Here is a 19,806-nt window from a genome sequence, read left to right as displayed (position 1 = left end):
TTTTCCTTAGGGGTCGTGACCTATTACGAGCAGACAAGGAGCCTATTACTGTATCTTGGATTCAGGTTACAGAATTTGCTGAAGAATGCTCGAAAATGCTATTTAAAGTTGCTGCCAAGCGACAACCTGCAAGGGCAATTTGTTTTTCCGTAATGCGCTTAACCATATATTGATAGTTTTTATCAGGCTTCTGTCCTGCCTTTATAAGATAAGCCTTTTCAACAGCAAGTTGATGGGATTCCTCTGTCCATATTTGCGGATTAAGCGTCATTGCCTCAGGCTTACAAGGCCATCGTTTTTCGATAGCCCTAGCCTTCCTTTGGATTTGTTTGTTCGAATAAGACTTTCCTGACAAAAATCCCCCACCCTTATCCCAATAGCTATGTAGATTTACTGCTATAGAGTTTTTAGCCAAGAACAGCAAATTCCCACCCTTATCACCTCGAAGATGAGCCTTGCTATATTGACTGGCTGCATGCAAGGGTTGATGAATGTCGCCAATAACATGCAACAAAATTCTTAAATTAAATCCTTTATCAAAGTTATTTGCCTGTGGAGCTTGTAATTGGTCTTTAGCAGCAACAATAGCAGTTACCGCATTAACCTTATCTGGCGGAAGCAGCTTGGTTCCATCCCAGGAAAAAGGCAGGTCAATATAGTGTTTTTTCTTTAATTCGGCGTATTCCGGGCCATGTAGGCTATCAAGCCAAGGTGCCGCATTAACTAAGCTTTGCGGTTTGTAAACTGTATCTAAGGCATGATTATAGCGATTTGCAAGTTGCTTGCTGTTCTTCGTCATATAGTCATAGGCAATTTGAGCTATCAGGCGATGACCCACATAGTTCCAGCTATAAGCTTTAAGACTTACAACCAGTAATAAAAAGATAGTCGTCTTCAAGGCGTTAATCATTATTGTATCCATCCAGGTTACATTCATAATATGAGTAATAGGTCATTCCTCTTCCGTCATCCTGAGCGTAGCGAAGGATCTCCTGAATGTGGCACTGTGCTAGTCCCGGAGATCCTTCGCTACGCTCAGGATGACGGAAAGGGGAAGACATGAAAAGATCAGCTTTGAGTGCAGGTTGAACGAAAAGGATTCTAAAAAAACGGAGCATAGATCGCTATGTCAGTATTTTTTTAGAATCCTTTTCGTTCAACCTGCACCAAAGATGACTTTTCACCCAAGGAATGGTGACCAGGCAGGCTCTTGCATATCACCTTCGCTCGGGGGTAACCGAAGCTTTGTCCTACCATCGATGGAAACGATCGCTAAAACCCCCCTATCCTTTTCACCACGAGTTGCATAGAGAATTAAGCGGCCATTGGGCGAAACAGAGGGTGATTCATCAAAGGATGAAAAGGTTAGCTGGCTTATTTGTCCACTATCTGCCGCCTGCACCCCAATATTAAAACTCTTCTCTTCGCGATGTTGCATCACAATACTCTTTTGATCAGGCGTATAGGAGGCGCGTGCATTGTAATTTCCTTCATAGGTTAGACGGCTAATGTTACCGTCTCCTAGCGACAAACGATAAATTTGAGGCGAACCACCACGTCCTGAAGTAAATAATAAGGATCGGCCATCGGGTGAATAACGAGGTTCGGTGTCAATTGCTTCACCAAAGGTTAGCTGTTTCATATTGCCACTGGTTAAATCAACAGAATAAATTTTGGGTGAGCCGCCTTTCGATAGAACCACGGCCATGTTATTGCCATCTGGAGACCAGGCAGGAGCACTGTTAATACCGGTAAAATCAGTTAATAAGCGTCGTTTACCCGTTTCTACAGATACAGTAAAAATCTGTGCCTTTTTCTTTTCGAAGGAAACGTAGGCAATTTGTCGCCCATCAGGTGACCAGGTGGGTGACATAATGGGCTCAGTAGAAACCAATAGACCTTGCGGGTTATAGCCATCAACATCAGCTACTTGGAGGAAATATTTTGCTCGATCCTCACCACTGCGTTGAACAAGAATATAAGCAATTCGTGTAGAAAAAATACCTCTCTCACCAGTGAGTTTTTGGTAAACATCGTCACTGATATGATGAGCTAAGGCTCGCGCATCCTTGGCATTTATTTGGTAATTCTTTGACAAAAGCACCTTGCCTTGAGCAACCGCATCGACCAGCTTGTAGTTTACGTCGTAGCGATTGTAGCCAATACGACTGACCTGCGCTGATAAAACACTGTCAGCACCTGCTTGTCGCCATGCACTGACTGGGACTGGTCCCTGCTGTGGTGCGGATACTATTTTGAATTGCCCTGATAAATTCAAATCATTATTCACAACCTCTGATAACTGTTGTCCTACAGCATCATTACCGAAGGAGTCAATAGCAATCGGCAAGGCGGAATTCATACCCTGGGTTAATTCAAGATCAACCGCAAAACTGACGATTGGGCATAATAGAATAAATATTGTCATTAAACGTTTTATTAACACGTTCACCCCCTAACAGTATCTGGACTTACAGTTAAATTAATATCTCGGAACATCTCAAAGACCTCTGGATCGGTTGGTACAGGCAAAGGCGATGCTTTTTTAATAGCAATTTGCGCTGAATGATCAAGAGCAGCGTTGCCACTACTTTGAATCAAACTAACCTCTAATACCGCCCCATCTGGCGCAAGACGTATTCTAAACTTACTTTTTAAATCATGATTAACATTTTCTGGCAGAATCCATTCCTGGCTTATCGCATTAACTATCTGCGCCTTGTATTTATCGAGCTCTCCTGCAAGATGCGCTCTCTTCGCTGCATCAGCAGCAGCCTGTTGCGCGGCTGCTTGGCGATTCTTTTCTGCTAACTCAGCCTTTGCCTTAGCTTCACGAGCCGCGTCAGCTTTGGCTTGCTCTTCCTTAAGTTTATCGTTTTTAGCTTTTTCATCGGCTTGCTTTTGCTTGAGATCAGCCAATTTTTTTGTCTCTTCCAACTGTTTTTTTTGTAACTGTTCTTGCTTCACCTTAAGCTCTTCCAGTCGTTTGGCTTCCTGGACTTTTTGCTCTGCTAATTGTTTGAGACGACGTTTTTCTTCTTCAATTTGCTTCTTTCTAGCAATAGCTATTTTTTCAGTCTCTTCTTTCAACTTGGCTAAACGCTGCTGTTCTTGCAAACGCGCTTTACGCGCCATGTCAGCCTGCTTGACCAAGGCTTGTTGCCTTGCCTGTTCAGCCTTAAGCTGGTTTGCTCGCTCTTGCTTTAAGCGTTGTACGGCCTGCATAACCTCCTGGTTATCAACACTCACTGCCTTAACAACCTCATCCTTAGGTTCGTTGTTTTTAGCTGGCACAGCCATGCTGGGTTCATTTTTTGCCTCAAGCGTCATCACTGGCGGCAGATTAGTTGAAGGATCCACTAACAAAGCAAAAGCTAAAAGTAAATGTAAAACAACAGCGGCAATAAAGGCTTTGCGGTAACTCTGATCTGACATCATCCTTGATTCTCCTGAGTCGTTTCGGAAGAATCAGTAAGTAATCCCACTTGTTCAGCGCCTGCCTGTTTCAAGAGACCCATAGCTGTTACAACCTTTCCATAAGCGACCCCTTTATCGCCTTTAACCAAAACATTTAAGGCTTGCTTAGATTCACGCGCTAATTGCAACTCTGCTGCAACTCGCACCTTCAATGCTTGAGGATCTATTGGACTATCGGGACTTGTATGGATGTTGAGGAAATAGTCGCCTTGTTCATTGACGGAAACAATGATCGGTTCCCTATCGGCAGCTTTTAAGTTCTCACTTGCAGCCTTAGGCAAATCAACGGTAACCCCCTGAGTTAACATCGGTGCCGTAATCATAAAAATAACAAGTAATACCAACATCACATCAATATAGGGAACCACATTGATTTCAGAGATTGGCCGACTACGTGCCTTCTTTTGTCTTAGCATCGTTCTTTATCCCCTTGCTGATGCAGCAGTCTGCTGCTCAATAAGTGCGACAAGTTCATCCTGAAACAAATCATAGCGCTCAAGTAAATTAGAAGCGCGCGTGCTGTATCGGTTGTAAGCAATAACGGCTGGAATAGCTGTAAATAGACCTAAGGCAGTGGCAACCAAGGCTTCAGAAATACCTGGAGCAACCATAGCAATAGTGGCTTGTTGTGCATGACCAAGGGCTTGGAAAGAGGTCATAATCCCCCAAACTGTTCCAAATAATCCAACATAGGGTGCAATTGATCCTACGGAAGCAAAAAAAGGTAAATGTTGTTCTAATTGCATTGCTTCTTTGGCATGGCTAATTTGCATAACACGTTGGATAGGTTCAATTGCTACATAGCCTAATTTACGTGAGCGCACATATTCTTTAAACCCAGAGTGAAAAATAGAGGCTAGGCCTTGTTTATCATCAACATTGGAGTCAATATCGGCGTAGAGTTTAGATAGATCACTACTGTCCCAGAATCGCCTGCTAAAGGATTCACATTGATCTTTTTTACGATTGAAATACCAGGCTCTTTGTAAAATAAGTGTCCACGATACAATTGAAGCAGCGAGCAAGAGCAGCATCACTGTCTTGACCACCAGACCTGCTTGCATAAAGTAACCTAACACACTCGCATGGTTTACCACGTTCTTTTCCCCCTAAGTTTTTAACTTCTAAAGCATTCAAATCAAAACAAATGCTCAGTCCGTAGCCTGGAGTTCGCTTCGCTACATCCAGGCTACATTAAAATAAATGTTCAGGTAAACGCCTTGGCTTCATTTTACCGTCTATACAAACCACTTTAATTAGCGCTTTACAAAGTAGCGTATTATGCTGATTATGGATGGATTGATCAAATACAAGACTGCATGATTTTTTAGAAGCAATTAGAGTTGTTACTCGTAATAAATCATCTAATCTTGCTGGATGTTGATAACTCATCTCTACTTCAGTAATCGCAAAGTGGCAATCATACGTCGCAAGAGTGGTTAAAGACAAGCCAGAGTCCCGAATCATTTCTGTTCGCGCACGTTCAAAAAAACAAAGAAAGTTAGAATGATAAACAATACCCATCATATCGGTATTTTCTGCGTAAACTCTGATATCAAAAGTATGGGTATCTCTCATTGTCATGCGCTAGCGATCCTCAACCATTTGCAAGCCGAAATGCTTATAGGCTAGTTCTGAAGCAACACGGCCTCTTGGCGTTCTCATTAAATAACCTTGTTGGATTAAATAGGGCTCAAGTACATCTTCTATTGTCCCCCTTTCCTCACCTATTGCAGCAGCAATGCTATCTAGACCTACAGGCCCGCCAGCAAAACGCTCGATAACTGCCAACATTAATTTTCTATCCATCATATCAAAGCCTTGTTGATCCACATTCAACATTTCCAAGGCCTGCTTAGCCATTTCTAGAGTAATAATCCCTTTTCCTTTTACTTCAGCATAATCTCGCACTCGTCGTAAAAGCCGATTGGCAATTCGCGGGGTTCCGCGAGAACGCATGGCAATTTCTCTGGCGCCCTCTGTTTCAGCAGTCACGCCAAGTAATCTGGCTGAGCGCGAAACGATATAGGTTAGAGCGTCTACAGAATAAAACTCAAGCCTTTGCACAATACCAAAACGATCCCTTAAGGGCGAAGTAAGTAAGCCTGCGCGAGTGGTTGCCCCAATCAGGGTAAAAGGCGGTAGTTCCAATTTAATAGAACGGGCAGCAGGCCCCTCACCTATCATGATATCGAGTTTGTAATCTTCCATAGCAGGGTAAAGGATTTCCTCTATAACCGGACTTAAACGATGGATTTCATCAATAAATAGTACGTCGTTTTCCTGGAGATTCGTTAATATTGCAGCGATATCGCCAGCCCGCTCAAGCACTGGCCCGGAAGTTTGCCTCAAACTCACTCCCATCTCATGAGCGATGATATTTGCCAGAGTTGTTTTACCAAGTCCGGGAGGCCCAAAGATCAACACATGATCAAGGGCATCATGGCGATTTTTTGCAGCATCAATAAAAATACGCATTTGTGAGCGAACGACGTCCTGACCAATATATTCATCAAGACTTAGGGGACGAATTGCACGATCGAAAACGTCTTCAGAAACAGATGAGTTTGCACTAATTAAGCGATCACTTTCCAACATGGGGATAGGCGTTATGTGATGATTTCAGCATTCTAGCACAGCTTTTTATCGCAATCTCGTAACTTCTCAATAACCAAGAGAGCCGTCATCTTGAATGTCCTTCATCATCTTGAATGTCCTTCATCATCTTGAATGTCCTTCATCATCTTGAACGTCTTTCGTCATCCCGAACGCAGTGAGGGATCTCCGGGATTTGCACGATTCCACTTTCAGGAGATGTCTCTCTACGTTCGACATGACGCGCATCTAATGCCTACATTTTGAAATTACTTAGGTATATTTTCTTGCAGAATTGTTTTTGCGCGATGAATGCGCGAGCGCACTGTACCTAAAGGACATTGAAGTTGCTTTGCTAATTCATCGTAGCTTAAATCTGAAGTTAAATATAATTGGAAGCAATGGCTTAAATCCTTGGGCATCGCTGTGCAAATTTTATTAACCTGTTGTGCCAACTGCAATGCAATTAATTGCGTTTCGGGTGAGCTTTTCTCATCAACTGTTTCTAGCAGTTTTTCTGAGAAGCTACTTTCTAACTCTGAACAGCGAGAGCGATAGTGATTTTTAAGCGTATTTTGGATGATTCGGTATAGCCAAGTAGAAAAGCTCGACTCCCCTTTAAAAGTAGGTAGATAGCGAAAAATTTTAATATTGATCTCTTGTAACAAATCGCAGGCCAGGGAGTAATCAGCAACCCGTGATCTGACTTGCTGAAAAATTTTGCTCTGATTTAATCTAAGCAATTGATTTAAAGCTTTAGGCTGCCCACTCAAAGCCATATCAATTAGCTGTTGTTCTGTTGCCGATGCGAGCTTATTCATAGGCAGAAATTGTTTAAATATATATCAAATATATCGACAATCGACCTTTCTTCTTTAGATTAAAAAATATTTTGTAATAGGTAATGCCCCTCCACTCCGAATTCCCGCGGTCAAGCCGCGAGAATTCGATGCTGGAGTTGGGGCTGACCTATTACAATATTTATTGAATTTTTTCTTTTATTTTTAAGGATCTATAAAAGTCGTTGCTAATTTGATCCAAAAATAGAACGATTCGTTTTCGTTTTTGTCCAAGGCTTAATTCAAGCAGAATAAACAAGCCTGTATCGATAATTACTCGCCCTCTTTCATAGAATAGCTCTTGCTCATTTTGAGTATGGATAGTCCAGCCATCAGCACCATAACTAATACCCGAATATTCAGGGTATGGAATTGGATTCTTATAAATCCGGATTAATTGAAAGACGAGGATAAACCCCAAGAGGATTTTTAGAGGAAGCCAACAAGAGGAATAGTATAGAAGGATCAAGGCCGAAGCAGAAATTAGCAGGGACAACTTCATATAGAAACGGGATTTACCGAGCACTATCCTTTGCTGTAATAAATTCAACAATCTCGACCAGCTCCTTGTCTGTTGGTGTGCTATAGCCCATTAGCCAGTTGTATAATTCTGGATCAATACAACTCAGTAATTCTTCAAAAGCATCAATCTGAGCCTCAGTCATGCTATCTAAATTGTTTTCAGCGAAACGTAGCAAGATTAAATCCAGCTCAAGCATACCCCGCCGGCAATGCCAAAGTAACTTGGCTTTTCTTAACGAATTAATCATCGATATACCTGTTTGTCAGACGCGGGGATGTTACACTAAAGCCTATGATAATCCTAGAGAGCTAAAGCATGAGTTGTTCCCCCTTCCTGATAAACGGTAGGCAATTTACAGCGCTATTACCCCTTATCAATGAACTTGAATTTACAGCCGCTAAAAATTATTTATTTGACTTATCCTATCTTTCTTCACTTGCTGTAAGCGGTGAAAAGGCTTCCGACTTTTTGCAAGGCCAATTAAGTTGTGATCTGCGTCAAGTGAACAGCAATACCATTCGCCAAGGTGCAATGTGCAATTTAAAGGGGCGTGTATTAGCCCTGATGGATGTTGTTGATTGGCAAGGTTTACAGCTGGTTTTGCCTAAGGACTTAATAGCTGCAACCCAATTTTCCCTAAATAAAACAGCAATGCTCTCTAGAGTGAAACTAGAGATTAAGGATAGCTATCAGATCTATGGCTTTTATCTTGCTAACCCGGATGACTTACTACCCGAAAATCTACCACTCCCCAGCCAAGATCTTGCACTAAGCACCAACGAACAGGCCTGCTGTTATAGTTTGGGCAAGCAGTTATTTATCATTTTAATCAAACAAGACTATGCTGCCGCCCTTGCACAGCCCTTTGAATCCAAGCAACAGCTTCGCGGCTCCCTTGCCTGGCATCGGCTGCAATTGCAGGCTAAAACCGTTGAAATCTACCCTGATACCAGAGGCTTATTTCTCCCGCATCGGATTGATCTGCAGCTCTCAGGCTATTTAAGTTTTGATAAGGGTTGTTATAAGGGACAAGAAATTGTTGCCCGAACACATTACCGGGCCAAACTTAAACATCGTTTGGACTTGTTTATTATTGAAAGCGCTGAAGCGATTCAAGCGGGAAAAAAATTATTTGCCACTACAGGAGGAAACACGGAGGTGGGCGAACTAATTGATTACTGCCCTCTTGCTAACAAGAGTTATTTGATTGCAGCTAGTGTTCTTTTGGATGCTCCGAAAGAGGTTTTGATCGAAGGTCAGGCAGAACCAGTCTTGCTGAGCACTATTTGAGAAAAGCCTGGATGCATTCTGGGCGGTACTATCATCAGTAAGAGTAATCGGTCACGCAATGGCGTTAACTTAAGTAAATTTATGCCGCATCAACCAATAGTATCGTCCTGTGACATCGAATCCCCGCGGCATCGACTCATAGGTATCTACACAAAAAAATCAAACGTAGCCACGGTTATAAAATCCCTTAATTTAACGTCAGTGTCTCTAACTCTCTCCCCAAGGGGAGAGAGGACATATCGTCTTCGAACTGGAGGTATTGCTTCTTAAGTTGACGCCATTGATAGGTAAGTCCCCCACCCCGTCATCCAGAGCGTAGCGAAGGATTAGGATGACCGAAGCCTATTACGAATACTGCATGAAAAGATCAGATTTGACTTTTCATATTCAAGGGAGCATGCGGCGTAGGATGTTATCCTTATCTATGAAATGATGTTTTAGCACCCCAGCAATATGCAACACAACTAAGGCAATAAGGATCCAAGCGATAGTATTATGAGCATTTTTCATTAGCCCAGCTAAATTTTTATCAAAGGGTACTACCGGAAGTGGGAAACGGAACATATTAAAGAAGTAAGGTGCTTTATTTGCAGCTGTTGACATTATCCAACCACATAGAGGCATCAAAATAACAAAGAAATATAAAGCGTACTGAACCAGCTTTGACAAACTTCGCTGCCAAGCAGGCACTGATTGGGGTAAATCTGGCTTGCCTGCATACAAAATCCAGATTAGCCGCAATAACATCAGGAAGAGAATAGTGATACCAATAGACTTATGAAACATAAAAGCGGTGCCAATATATTGCTCTGGCAGATCATCAAGGAAATAACTGCCACATAGCATAATAATCACAACCACAGCGATAAGCCAATGTAGAAATTTGGAGCCCTTTGAATAGTGCTGTACTTGCTTTGATATCATTTTAACTCCTGGGAACCTTTAATATACGTTTATTCCGAAATCCCGCGGCTTGCCCCATAGGGATCTACACAAATGTCACGTCCCTGCTTGTCTCAACCTTAGGTCATCCAGAGCACAACGAAGGATCTCCTGAATGTGGCACCGTGCTAATCCCGGAGATCCTTCACTACGCTCTGGATGACGTGCCTCGGGGGACAGGGCTCACTGCCGTTAAGTTAAGAAAGGTTTTGTCATTCCCGCGAAGGCGGGAAACTATTTCTAGCTAAGCACAGTGCCAGTGTAGAGATGGTTTCTCGCCTTCGCGGGAATGACAAATGCCCTTAACTTAACGGCACTGGGGACAGGGCTCACCTATTACAGACATTTGTGTTGATACCTGCGGGATCCGAGTAGCTTGAGACCCCGCGGTCGTTACCGCGGGGATTCGGTAGTAGCGTATAAGCTTCCCTACACCTTCTCAACCATCTGCACAGTAGTCTGAGTCAAATCCAACAGCTCTCTAATAGCAACAAAGAACATTGTATAATTCAGGCTTGTACTAGAACGTAAATCAGCCAGAATTTGAGCCCATCTGTCTATAAGGGCAGCATGTTGTTGTGACCAAGCCTCAAAGTTCTTCATAAAATCTTGCTTCTTAGTGCCATAACTAATGATACCTGCAGTTAGCTGTCTTTGTTGCCAATCTAAGTCATCACGCAAAGCTTCTCTAGATAAAGATTCCCAATGCGTTTCTGTTGGATGAGCAATGACTTGCGAACGGATCCAAGATAGATCTAATAACTCGCCAAGACCGAAATAGACTTCTGCAACCTTTTCAACTGGTACATTAACCTGATGAGCAACGGCGATAATATCCATAGCAGAGAATAAAGGCCTTGTAAGAGTCAGTTCATGCGCTAACTTCTCTGGTATATTCAGCTCGGTATACTGGTTGAAGTGATTGTCGTACTGCGCACGAGTTGATTCACCAAAGACCTTAGGTATAGCTTTTTTCAACTCAAGTACACCTGGAGCATAGAGTTTCACTGCTTTTGAAATATCTAAATGCATACGTTCACTACGCAAGAACCAGCGTGTCACCCTTCGTAATAAACGCAGGTACAACATTGTTAATTCAATTTGCTTCTCGGCAGTGATCGTAGTTCCTAACTCATCTATTTCTTTCCATATTGTTTCGAGATCGAGCACCGATCTTGCAATCATATAAGCACGAACAATAGCTGAAACCGGTGCTCCGGTCTCATCTTGTTGGCGATATACAAAGGTAAAGCCCATCTCATTCACAATGATATTGCTTAATTTTGTAGCAATAATTTCACGCTTCAAAGGATGAGATTGCATCTCTTTCTTAAAGCGCTCTGGCAAGGGTTGTGGAAAAGAATTAACCAGAATATCAATAAAATAAGGATCTTCTGGAACATTTGACTCAAGCAAATACTCTTTGAGAATAGTTTTAGAGTAACACAAGAGTACAGCGAGACTTGGGCGACTTAAACCTCGTCCCATCGTTTTACGTTCAGTTAGAGTCTTTTCATCAGGTAAAAACTCTAGGGTTCTATCCAATTTCCCTGCGCGCTCTAGATCATTGATATAGCGAGCATGCAAGTCAATTAAACGTGGTGCTTGGGCGGCTGCAACAGAAATCGCTCGTGGCTGAGTAAAATTATCACGCAAGACTAATTTCGCTACATTACTAGTCATTTCACCAAGTAATTCATTACGCTGTTTCTCAGTCAAGTCTCCAGAAGCAACAATGCTATTGAGCAGAATCTTGATATTTACTTCTTTATCCGAGCAATTTACGCCAGCCGAGTTATCAATAAAGTCGGTATATACCAGCCCCCCATTAAGCGAGTATTCAATTCTTGCTAATTGGGTTAAACCAAGGTTTCCGCCCTCACCAACAACCTTGCAGCGCAACTGTTTGCCATTTATTCGAATTGCATCGTTTGTTCTATCACCGACATCAGCATGTGACTCTGACTGGGCTTTAATGAAGGTACCAATACCAGCACTCCATAACAAATCAACCTTGGCTCGCAGCAAGACTCGAATTAATTCATTAGGTTCAATAGCAGCTTGTTTGATACCAAAGACTTCTTTCATTTCTTTAGACACAGCAATTGATTTAGCATTGCGGTTAAAGACGCCACCACCTTTGGAAATTAATTTCTTGTCATAATCAGTCCAACTGGAACGAGGCAGATTAAACAAGCGCTCGCGTTCTTTGAAGCTAAGCTCAGGATTAGGTGCTGGGTCAATGAAAATATGGACATGGTTAAAGGCGGCAAGTAATTTAGTATGTCTTGAAAGCAACATTCCATTACCGAACACATCACCAGCCATATCGCCAATACCGATGACAGTAAAGTCTTCAGTTTGCGGATCTCTGCCCATTTCGTAGAAATTGCGTTTGACTGATTCCCAGGCGCCTTTTGCTGTAATTCCCATCTTCTTATGGTCATAACCCACCGAGCCACCCGAAGCGAAAGCATCTCCCAGCCAAAAACCGTAGTCGAAGGAAATCGCATTGGCGATATCCGAGAACGTTGCAGTCCCTTTATCAGCCGCAACAACAAGGTAGGGATCATCTTCGTCATAGCAAACTACATTTTCCGGTTTAACAACCTTTCCAGCCTTGTAATTATCAGTAATATCGAGCATGCCGCGAATAAACAGTTGATAGCAGCTAATTCCCTCAGCCAAAATTTCTTCGCGGCTACCATTAACTGGTAAATGTTTGGGTACGAAACCACCCTTTGCACCATTCGGAACAATTACAGAATTCTTAACCTGTTGTGCCTTCATCAGTCCGAGGATTTCTGTACGGAAATCTTCTCGTCGATCTGACCAACGCAATCCCCCACGCGCAACCTTTCCGCGACGCAGATGCACAGCTTCAAATCGGGGTGAGTAAACAAAGATCTCAAACATTGGATAAGGCTTGGGAACACCAGGAATATCTTTGCTATTTAACTTGATTGAAATATAGCTCTTATATTTGCCGTCTTTATCTTGTTGATAATAGTTGGTCCTGATAGAAGCTGAAATCGCCTGGACATATTGTCTAATAATTTTATCTTCATCAAGATTCGCGACGTCATCAAGAGCTAGCAGAATTTTTTCAACCAAGGCTGCAAAGGTCTCTTCTCTTTTACTCCCTTTGATAGCAGGATCAAATCGTTGCTCGAATAACTCTACAAGTTGATGAGCAATTTGGGCGTTATTAGTTAAAGCATTTTCAATATATTCCTGACTGAAGGTAAAGCCAATTTGCTTGAAATACTTCGCGTAAGTCCGCAGAACAGCTACTTGACGCCAATCTAGCTCAGCAGATAAAACAAGCTGGTTGAAGCCATCATTTTCTGCCTGACCAAACCAAACACTGGCGAAGGCATTTTGGAACAACTCTTTTATTTCATCGATTTCAAAATGGCCGTCATGGGTATATTGCAGAGCGAAATCGTTAATCCAGGTCACAGAGCCATCATCAAATTTCAAGACATAGGGTCTTTCGCTAATTGCTTTCATACCGAGGCGTTCAATAATTGGCAAGACCTCGGATAAGGGCAGTGTATTTTCGTGTTGATAAATTTTTAAGCGGAAACTCTCTGGTGCTTCATCCATGGGTTTATAAAAATTCATTACCAAGGGATTAGAGGACGATAAGGCTTCAACGTGCTTAATATCATAAACAGCTGTTCTTGGCGTAAAATTCGCTGAATAAGCAATGGGGAAAGCATTTTTGTAGCGCGCATAGAGATGATTAGCGCTTTCTTCACCAAAGGTATCAAACATAAAATGTTGTAAATCATCTGTCCAAGTACGACTTATTTCTATGATTTTATGTTCAATCTCTTTGAAGTCCCACTGTGTTTCATCATGGGGATTTATTCGTATTATGAAATGGATACGAGCCAAAACTGACTCAGAGAACCAAGTGGAGAAATCAATTTCTTTGGAGTTAAAACTTTCTTTTAAGATTCGCTCCATAGCCAATCTTAGTTCGGTATTAAACCGATCCTTGGGAACATAAACCAGGCAAGAAACAAATCGTCGGTAAACGTCTGCACGGGCAAACATGCGAATACGGCGTCGTTCCTGCATGTAATAAATACCCATTGCAATTTCAAGCAATTCATCTTCTGAGGCTTGAATCAAATCATCCCTAGGTAGGGTTTCCAGGATATTTAACAGCACCTTCCCTGCATGGCCACCAGGGCTGAGGTTTGAATTCTTCATAATTTGCGCGACTTTATGACGCAAGAAAGGAATATGCTTGGGATTGGTATTGTAAGCGGCAGAAGTATATAGACCTACAATACGTAACTCGCCAATGACCTGGCCTTTTTTGTTAAAACGCTTGATGCCAATATAGTCAGTATAAGCGCGACGGTGAACGGTAGATTCTGTGTTTGTTTTTGACATGACCAGTGCACGTGATGACAAAGTCAGCTCTCTTGCCTCAGGAGTCATTGCCGAAATACTGCGCGCACTTGATTTACTCATACTTTGACGCAAGAGCCCCAGGCCTGTTTCTGGCAGAGGTTGTAAAATAGTTTCCTGTCCTTTTTGTAGCAACTCGTATTCACGCATCCCTAAGAAGGTGAAGTGATGATCTTCAATCCAATTTAAAAAGGCGATAGTCTCAGCGGCTTCATTGGGATCTAGAACTGAGGATATAGATTCAAGCTCGCTAATTGCTGCCTTAATCTTTTGGCGCATTGGCATCCAATCTGTAACAACTATTCGGTTATCATCGAGCACTCGCTCAAAATTACGGTGTAAATCCTCTAGAACAGAGCTGTCAGTTTGCCTATCAATTTCTATGAGAATGGCTGCTTCAACAATGACATCCTTATCTTTAGCCTCACCATTGCGCGGTAAAACTTCAGAAACATTATTCGCTTTATCACGTCTTATGTGTAAATTCCCCATATGCATGATCAAATGGGAAACAACACCCAAACGGTTAATCACCATACGTAAGGAATCAACCAAGAAAGGCATATCATCTGTGATAATCTCAACAACTGTATGAGTTGTTTGCCATCCATGCCGTTCATAATCAGGATTATAGATTCTAATCTTTGTTTCTTTAGGAGACCGATGTTGGATCAGCGACCAAAAATTGATGCTTGCACCGTAGAGATCATCAATGTCCCACTCACGTAGATCCTCAAGCGCCACAGTACTATAAAACTGACGAACAAATTCGGAACAAAACGCTGCTTGCCCACCGCCCATTTTTTGTTGTATTTTTTCTACAACAGCGCCAATGATTAAATCTTTGCCCTCTTCGAATTTGTATGACATTCACTCACCTCGTTGCCATGGGAAATAAATTGCCGCGCATTATACGCCGCAAGTTACGCCGCTTTCTATATTTATTTGATTTAAACACCGTCCATCTAAACTTGCTACTATTCAATACACACTGAGGTACCTATTTCCACCCAATTCGCTAATTCGATCACATCTGAATTACGCATGCGTATACAACCTCGCGAACCGGGCTTACCTAATTCTGTAGTGTCAGGAGTACCGTGTATATAAATATATCGTTGTAAACTATCTACCTTTCCGCCTTTATTGCGCCCTTCTTCCAAACCATCAAGCTGCAATATGCGTGAGAGAATCCAATCTCTCCCGGGAAATTGTTCAGCCAAGGTTTGACTATAAATTTCGCCAGTCCACTCCCGCGACACAAACACACTATTAATAGCAGCATCTAGGCCAATACGCGAGTGAATAGAGTGCCAACCTCTCGGTGTACACTCAGACCCCTCAAGCTCACCTAAACCATTCTTGCCAGTAGAAATAGGATAAGACTTAAAATGCTTGTCATTTTTATAGCAATACATTTTCTGCTCATCTGCAGCAACGAATATCAATTGATTTGTTGAAATTTCTTTAATCATCTATCGTACTGCCACCGTTTTAGTATTAACAAACTCTAAAATACCTTCTCTGGATAATTCTCTACCATATCCAGAGCGCTTTATACCACCAAAAGGCACTCTTGGATCTGAGGCTACAAAGGCATTTACAAAACAGGCACCTGCTTCAATCTCATGCTGGGCAATGTATTCTCCTCGCGCTAAATCACGAGTAAAAACAGCAGCGCCCAAACCATAATTGCTTTGATTGGCAAACTGAATTGCCTGTGACTCATCATTTGCTGTAATCACTGCAATAACTGGTCCGAATAATTCTTCATCAAAGGCAGGCATTCCTCTGCGGACATTAGTCAGTAAGGTTGGTGGATAATAATAGCCTTTGCCTTTTGGAATTTCACCACCAACAATCAGATCAGCCCCGAGTCTGATGCTTTTTACCACTTGATCATGCAGTGTCTTACGCAAATCATCGCGAGCCATTGGCCCCAGATTCGTATTCGCATTCAGGGGGTCGCCCATTCTGTAATTAGCCATTAAGGCTTGAATTTTTTCAATTAAGACATCGCGAACAGACTTCACAGCAATGATCCGTTTTGCAGCAATACAAACTTGGCCACAGTTATTCAAGCGAGACTGCACTATACAACTTGCAGCCAGATCGAGATCAGCATCTTCAAGAACTAAATAAGGATCATTGCCACCCAGTTCAAGTATTGCTTTTTTCAGGTAGCTGGCAGCGTTGGCAGCCACAATAGCCCCAGCCCGCTCACTACCTGTTAAGGTGACAGCAGCAATGTGAGGATTGGCGATAACCTTTGCAGCTAAATCATTATCCACAATAAAATGTTGAAACAAATGTTCAGGGAAACCCGCTTCGAGGAATAACTCAGCTATCACATTACCAGTACCGGTTGAAACAGGAGCATGCTTTAGAATTGCGGCATTCCCAGCCATGAGAGTTGGAACAGCGAAGCGGAATACCTGCCAAAATGGAAAATTCCAGGGCATTATTGCAAAGATAACTCCTAAAGGTTGATAACAGACCATTGTTTTCTTCATTTCCGTTTCAATGGTTCTTGATTGCAAATAGGATTCAGCCTTTTCAGCATAATGTTCACAGAGCCTGGCACATTTCTCAACCTCAGCCTGTCCAGAAGCAATTGGCTTACCCATTTCTTGTGCAATTAAAATCGCAAAATCCTTTTTCTTTTCCAGCAAGAGTCCAGCGAGCTTTAGCATTGCCTGTTTTCGTTGGGAAAAATTTGTTTTCCGCCAAACCCTAAAAGTTAAATGAGCTGCATCGATATGCGCTGCAACTTCATTATCGTTCATCATGACGTACTCGTTTAAAACAGCTTCCGTTGACGGATTTACAGTACGGATAATCATTTCGTTGCCAAGAAAGGTGATCATTTTTTTAGTTTATCTTATAGTCGGCGGGAAGCAAGTGCTACTTGGTTTTAGTCATAAAGTGTTTAAATTTAACAACTAGACAGCATTTGACTCACCGATCATCTATTTCGATAGCCTATATCCTTGCGCAGGGGTTTTGATTGTTGTTACTATTTTCAGTTAATTTATATTCGTTATCTCAGTAAAACTTTAGGATAGATATGACAAGAAAAAAGCTAGGCTACCATCCTGCCCACTACCTGGTCGCCTGGGCTGTGCATGCATTCACCGCAAGTGCCGCTTGTTTCGGAATACTTACCCTGATCAGCATTTATCAGCATAACTACGTGCAAGCACTTTGGTTTATGGCAGTAGCCGTGGTTATTGATGCAGTTGATGGTACTCTTGCTAGACTTGTACGGGTTAAGTCTGTTCTGCCTAATATTGATGGTGCGCTACTCGATAATATCGTTGATTATCTGAATTATGTAATAACCCCCTGTTTCTTTCTTTTCGTAAAATCAGATATGTTGCCTCCCAGCCTTTTACTGCTTATTATTATCGCTATTACGATCACATCCTCTTATCAGTTCTGTCAGTCAGATGCGAAAACAGCTGATCATTTTTTCAAGGGATTTCCTTGCTATTGGAATATCGCCGTATTTTATATGTTCATCTTTGATACTACGATGACGACTAATGCGCTGATTCTTACTGTGCTATGTATCCTTATCTTCGTTCCTGTCAAATATGTCTATCCATCAAGACTAGATTATCTGACGGAATCTAAATCCCTAAAGGTGATCATGCATAGTTTTTCATTAATATATGGAGTGAGTTCTGCGCTTATCCTTTGGAATTATCCTCATATGGATTCACTTTGGCTTGTGTTATCAATAGGTTATGTAATCATGTATCTGAGCCTTAGTGTTTATAGAACTTATTCACCGATGATTAAATCACGAATAGCAGCGAATAAAGAGTAAAGTTTATTCACTTTTTCCGCTGTTATCATTAGAATACGCCCTTTTGATTAATATATGAGGCTTACATGTCACTTTGTAAAACATTCATATCAATTTTTATGATGTTTGTTTCTTTTGGCAGCATTGCAGCAGGCAAAGCCAGTATCTTTCCACGTGGATGTGAAGTATCTGGTTTCGGATATAATGAAAACTATCTAATTGTCAATGAGACTGGCAATCAGGCCTATTATTTGATCCAAAACCGCAGTAATTCACCTATTGAATTGCAACGTTATGATACGCATGAAGTATTCATGAGTCCTCCACTGACTGCCAAAATAAGCCCTGCAAATTGGGCTGCTTTTGCTTCTGACATTGGAGATTTACATTTTCAATGTTTTATCAATGAAAATGATACTGCAAAGAAAGTAGATTGCCGTGATGTATTGGAAGTTTGCCAATATCCTCGTGTTAAATTTGCATTGAGCAACATGGGTAACTATTGGGTTTCAATCAACAAAACCCAATTCGATGTTATTAATGACTCTACAAGAAAAGGGATCTATTTACGTTGGTAAATCTAAATACTAAAGATGGTTTATTTCTGCTAAGCGGGATTATCGGCTCCTGTATATTATTTCTGGGGCTGAGCAAAGCCCCTGCGCAGCTTTACTATGTCATCGGCTCAACACTATTGCTATTCGCTGCCCTTCATTTCAGGCTTATTTATTTTATTGCCCTTGAATTGATTTTGATTGCTGGGCATGGAGCGAGCTTATTGCATATTGGTAAAACCTTGCAAATTGCTATGCCTATTATGCTAACCGTTCAATTGCTAGCCTTTTATTTTTTAAGCGGGCAACTCAACAATATTTTCTTGCTAATCGGAATCGCAGGTATTGCTTTGCACTCGGTAGGCTTTGTCTATGAAAATCAGTGGATCTTTTTCTTTGGTAGCCTATTCATAGCAATCTACGCCTTCTATGCAGTTTTTAGAGGTAAAACTGTAGCCTTGTTATGGGCAGTTCTTAATACTTTATTTACCCTAACTGCTATTTATGCATTAATGCTTTCCTGAACTAGCTAAATCGGAGTAATTTATGGCGAAAACAGCGTCAAGTATGTTGCCGTTAGGCACTCATGCCCCAGCATTTTCTTTATTGGACGTAGTTAGCGGCAACAAAGTTGAATTGCGTAGCGCCGAAGATATTAAAGCCACAGTGATCATGTTTATTTGCAATCACTGTCCTTACGTTAAACATGTTAATAAAGAACTTTCTCAGCTAGCTCAAGACTATATAAGCAAAGGAGTTAACTTTATCGCAATTAATTCAAATGATATCGATAATTATCCTGATGATTCACCCGATAACATGAGAATTATTGCTCAGCAAGAATCCTATCCCTTCCCTTATCTATTTGATGAAACACAAGAGGTAGCCAAAGCCTATCAAGCAGCATGCACACCTGATTTTTACGTTTTCAATTCGCAATTAGCATTAGCTTATCGCGGCCAATTAGATGACTCTCGGCCAGGTAACAAAGCTCCTGTAACTGGTAATGCAGTCCGCCTAGCCTTGGATTGCTTATTAAATAATCAAGCAATCACTATTGAGCAAAAACCTAGTCTTGGTTGCAATATAAAGTGGAAGAATTAGACGTAATTGTCTACACCCAGTAATAGGTCAGCTCACGCCCCAGTACCGAATTCCCAAGCGTCTCAAGTGGTTAGAAGCTCTGCACTTTGAGCCTAAAGATCCCGCGGTCAAGCCGCGGGAATTCGGGATGAGGGTGACCTATTACCACGCCTATTCACATAAAGTATCCGTTCAGGGGCATGTTTGAATCTTGGTGAAAGTTTAGATTTGAGTGCAAAGGGGAAATCGGAAGAAATCTGACTT

At 41.7% G+C, this 19,806-nt stretch carries 19 protein-coding genes; 5 read left to right on the top strand and 14 right to left on the bottom strand.

The features are described from left to right. Positions 1-61 precede the first annotated feature (61 nt). From BN1094_RS12470 to BN1094_RS12420, 10 genes are all read right to left on the bottom strand, one after another. Complete coding sequence (locus BN1094_RS12470) at positions 62-910, bottom strand: S1/P1 nuclease (RefSeq protein ID WP_043874789.1); 849 nt, start codon at positions 908-910, stop codon at positions 62-64. Positions 911-1,180: 270 nt separating this feature from the next. After that, positions 1,181-2,428 (bottom strand): Tol-Pal system beta propeller repeat protein TolB, encoded by a 1,248-nt coding sequence (tolB, locus tag BN1094_RS12460; RefSeq protein WP_044011859.1) that lies wholly within the window; start codon positions 2,426-2,428, stop codon positions 1,181-1,183. Positions 2,429-2,448: 20 nt separating this feature from the next. Beyond that, a complete protein-coding gene (gene tolA / locus BN1094_RS12455; protein WP_043874787.1) occupies positions 2,449-3,438 on the bottom strand; it encodes a cell envelope integrity protein TolA in 990 nt (329 codons plus the stop codon). After that, positions 3,435-3,893, bottom strand: coding sequence for a protein TolR (tolR, locus tag BN1094_RS12450; protein WP_043874786.1), 459 nt, complete (start codon positions 3,891-3,893; stop codon positions 3,435-3,437). The genes tolA and tolR overlap by 4 nt, the downstream gene beginning before the upstream one ends. Before the next feature lie 6 nt (positions 3,894-3,899). Then, positions 3,900-4,574, bottom strand: a complete 675-nt coding sequence (gene tolQ / locus BN1094_RS12445) for a protein TolQ (RefSeq protein ID WP_043874785.1) — start codon at positions 4,572-4,574, stop codon at positions 3,900-3,902. Positions 4,575-4,671: 97 nt separating this feature from the next. Next, the gene (locus tag BN1094_RS12440) at positions 4,672-5,061 is read right to left on the bottom strand and encodes a YbgC/FadM family acyl-CoA thioesterase (RefSeq protein ID WP_043874784.1); all 390 of its coding nucleotides are present in this window, start codon (positions 5,059-5,061) and stop codon (positions 4,672-4,674) included. Between the two features lie 3 nt (positions 5,062-5,064). Further along, complete coding sequence (gene ruvB / locus BN1094_RS12435) at positions 5,065-6,075, bottom strand: Holliday junction branch migration DNA helicase RuvB (RefSeq protein WP_043874783.1); 1,011 nt, start codon at positions 6,073-6,075, stop codon at positions 5,065-5,067. A gap of 266 nt (positions 6,076-6,341) precedes the next feature. Then, positions 6,342-6,893: an RNA polymerase sigma factor gene (locus BN1094_RS12430; protein ID WP_043874782.1), complete on the bottom strand. Its 552-nt coding sequence runs from the start codon at positions 6,891-6,893 to the stop codon at positions 6,342-6,344. Between the two features lie 160 nt (positions 6,894-7,053). Next, positions 7,054-7,464 carry a protein YgfX gene (locus BN1094_RS12425; protein ID WP_141650475.1) on the bottom strand — a complete coding sequence of 137 codons (411 nt, stop codon included), beginning with the start codon at positions 7,462-7,464 and terminating at the stop codon, positions 7,054-7,056. Next, positions 7,427-7,678, bottom strand: a complete 252-nt coding sequence (locus tag BN1094_RS12420) for an FAD assembly factor SdhE (RefSeq protein WP_176695311.1) — start codon at positions 7,676-7,678, stop codon at positions 7,427-7,429. The genes BN1094_RS12425 and BN1094_RS12420 overlap by 38 nt, the downstream gene beginning before the upstream one ends. Positions 7,679-7,749: 71 nt before the next feature. On the opposite strand from BN1094_RS12420, the gene ygfZ reads away from it, so the two are divergent. After that, the gene (gene ygfZ / locus BN1094_RS12415; protein ID WP_052403278.1) at positions 7,750-8,724 is read left to right on the top strand and encodes a CAF17-like 4Fe-4S cluster assembly/insertion protein YgfZ; all 975 of its coding nucleotides are present in this window, start codon (positions 7,750-7,752) and stop codon (positions 8,722-8,724) included. A 387-nt stretch (positions 8,725-9,111) separates the two neighbouring features. Here ygfZ and BN1094_RS12410 read toward each other — a convergent pair whose 3' ends face one another. The 4 genes from BN1094_RS12410 to BN1094_RS12395 all read right to left on the bottom strand — a co-directional run bounded on the left by BN1094_RS12410 (position 9,112) and on the right by BN1094_RS12395 (position 16,937). Next, on the bottom strand, positions 9,112-9,648 hold the full coding sequence (locus BN1094_RS12410) for a cytochrome b (protein WP_043874779.1): 537 nt from the start codon (positions 9,646-9,648) through the stop codon (positions 9,112-9,114). 447 nt (positions 9,649-10,095) lie between these two features. Next, positions 10,096-14,964, bottom strand: a complete 4,869-nt coding sequence (locus BN1094_RS12405; RefSeq protein WP_043874778.1) for an NAD-glutamate dehydrogenase — start codon at positions 14,962-14,964, stop codon at positions 10,096-10,098. Between the two features lie 107 nt (positions 14,965-15,071). Beyond that, entirely contained in the window at positions 15,072-15,569 is a 498-nt protein-coding gene (locus tag BN1094_RS12400) for a L,D-transpeptidase (RefSeq protein ID WP_043874777.1), read from the bottom strand. Then, positions 15,570-16,937, bottom strand: a complete 1,368-nt coding sequence (locus BN1094_RS12395) for an NAD-dependent succinate-semialdehyde dehydrogenase (RefSeq protein ID WP_044011857.1) — start codon at positions 16,935-16,937, stop codon at positions 15,570-15,572. Positions 16,938-17,161: 224 nt separating this feature from the next. Between BN1094_RS12395 and pcsA the strand changes: the two genes are divergently transcribed. From pcsA to BN1094_RS12375, 4 genes are all read left to right on the top strand, one after another. Next, entirely contained in the window at positions 17,162-17,926 is a 765-nt protein-coding gene (pcsA, locus tag BN1094_RS12390) for a phosphatidylcholine synthase (RefSeq protein WP_043874776.1), read from the top strand. A 65-nt stretch (positions 17,927-17,991) separates the two neighbouring features. Further along, the gene (locus tag BN1094_RS12385) at positions 17,992-18,483 is read left to right on the top strand and encodes a hypothetical protein (protein WP_043874775.1); all 492 of its coding nucleotides are present in this window, start codon (positions 17,992-17,994) and stop codon (positions 18,481-18,483) included. Next, positions 18,477-18,983 carry a hypothetical protein gene (locus tag BN1094_RS12380; RefSeq protein ID WP_043874774.1) on the top strand — a complete coding sequence of 169 codons (507 nt, stop codon included), beginning with the start codon at positions 18,477-18,479 and terminating at the stop codon, positions 18,981-18,983. The genes BN1094_RS12385 and BN1094_RS12380 overlap by 7 nt, the downstream gene beginning before the upstream one ends. 22 nt (positions 18,984-19,005) lie before the next feature. After that, positions 19,006-19,563 (top strand): thioredoxin family protein, encoded by a 558-nt coding sequence (locus BN1094_RS12375; RefSeq protein WP_043874773.1) that lies wholly within the window; start codon positions 19,006-19,008, stop codon positions 19,561-19,563. Positions 19,564-19,806 lie beyond the last annotated feature (243 nt).

Source organism: Legionella massiliensis, assembly GCF_000756815.1.
In the GTDB taxonomy this organism is placed as follows: Bacteria; Pseudomonadota; Gammaproteobacteria; order Legionellales; family Legionellaceae; genus Tatlockia; species Tatlockia massiliensis.
This window is presented reverse-complemented; position numbering and strand designations above follow the sequence as displayed.